General features: G+C 62.0%; 1 protein-coding gene. It reads right to left on the bottom strand.

All coding sequences use genetic code 11. The features are described from left to right. Positions 1 to 61: 61 nt before the first annotated feature. Positions 62 to 1225, bottom strand: coding sequence for an IS1249 family transposase (locus tag J3U06_RS09290; RefSeq protein WP_267444988.1), 1164 nt, complete (start codon positions 1223 to 1225; stop codon positions 62 to 64). Positions 1226 to 1358 lie beyond the last annotated feature (133 nt).

The following is a 1358-nucleotide window of genomic DNA, read 5'->3' as shown; positions in this document are numbered from 1 at the left end:
GGGCCTATAGGAACTAAACGCGTTGTTTTAGGTTCTGTGTGTGGGTTTGGTTGTGTGTTGGTCAGAGTGTGGTGTTGGGGTATCTGACTGGTGTGTGGAACTCGTTCCAGTTGATGGCGGTGCCGTAGTGTTCGGGCTCGTCCTGTTCCTGTCTGGTTTCCCGTTTGGGTGCTGGTTGTGGCTGGTGGTGTTCGTCCCTGATCAGGCTGGCGGGGTCGGGGTTGTCGGTTTTCATGTAGCAGTGCCATTCGCAGGCGCGTCTCATGTGGCTCTCGGGTAGGCCGTGGTGTTGCAGGAGGGTGCGTTTGATGGGTGAGTTGACTCCTCCTTCCAGCCGGTTGGTGGTGCGTTCCACTGGCCCGCCGGCGGTGAGTTCGGGTTCCAGGAAGGCGAAGAGCTGCCTGTCTTGGAAGAGGTGTTCGAGCCTGCGGTAGCAGCGGCGGAGTTCCTGGTGGGTCCACCACCAGGATTGGTGGCTGGCTTTGGGGTTGGCTGGGTCGTCCTTGGCCATGGTGCGTTCGTCGATGAGGGTTTCCCATCTTTCGTGCCAGGCGTTCAAGGCCTCACCCCAACGCACCGCTTCCTCGATGGTATGGACCCGGGTGAGCTGGTCGGAGAGTCGCTTGAGTTCCTTGCCGGCCTGAAGTCGTGGTTTGAGTGTCAGGTCGGTTTTGGTGTTGCGTTGCACGTGCACCAGGCGGCGTCGGATGCGCGTGCCCGGCCAGCAGGCATGGCAGGCTTTCTGCACGCCGCGAAGGCCGTCGGTGATGAGCACGTCGGGCCCGGGGATGCGGGAGAACAGGGCCGTGTAGGCCGCCGTGTTCTCCTGATGGCACCACTGCCAGTCGATGACCTGGCCCGTCTGCCCGTCGATCGCTATCAGGAGGCACCAGCCGTGTGCCATATACGTGCCGTCGGCCATGAGCGTGTGATGGACCACCCCGTCCGGTGTGATTGCCGGCTTGATGTTCCAGCACCAGCCGACCCGTTTACGCCAGGCCCTGGCGCCCATGGCCCCCATCTGTTCCCGGGTCCTGCCCGTCAGCAGCCGGTCCAGGAACTCCCTCAACTGCGCGGCGCGGGCCCGGTCCTGCCTGCGCGCGGTGGACGCGATCGAGCAGGACGGACACATCCAGCGCTGCGTGCCTGATCTGTTGCGCCCATGCTTGCGCATCCGCCCATGGCATATGGGGCAATGCCTGGCCCTCTTCGATCTGGTTCTCATTCCCCAATCGAACAGGAACGGGCACCCCTGCAAGACCCCTATTAACAACCCGACCTATTAACAACCACCCAACACGCTTACAGCCACAAGGCCAAACCCCCAACATAAACAACGCGTTTAGTTCCTATAGCCC

This window comes from Bifidobacterium sp. B4142 (genome assembly GCF_026537325.1).
Classification (GTDB): domain Bacteria; phylum Actinomycetota; class Actinomycetes; order Actinomycetales; family Bifidobacteriaceae; genus Bombiscardovia.
This window is presented reverse-complemented; position numbering and strand designations above follow the sequence as displayed.

What these genes read in the sequence shown, in the direction of transcription:
- J3U06_RS09290 (WP_267444988.1), bottom strand. Translation starts at nt 1,225, where the DNA reads ATGAGAACCAGATCGAAGAGGGCCAGGCATTGCCCCATATGCCATGGG.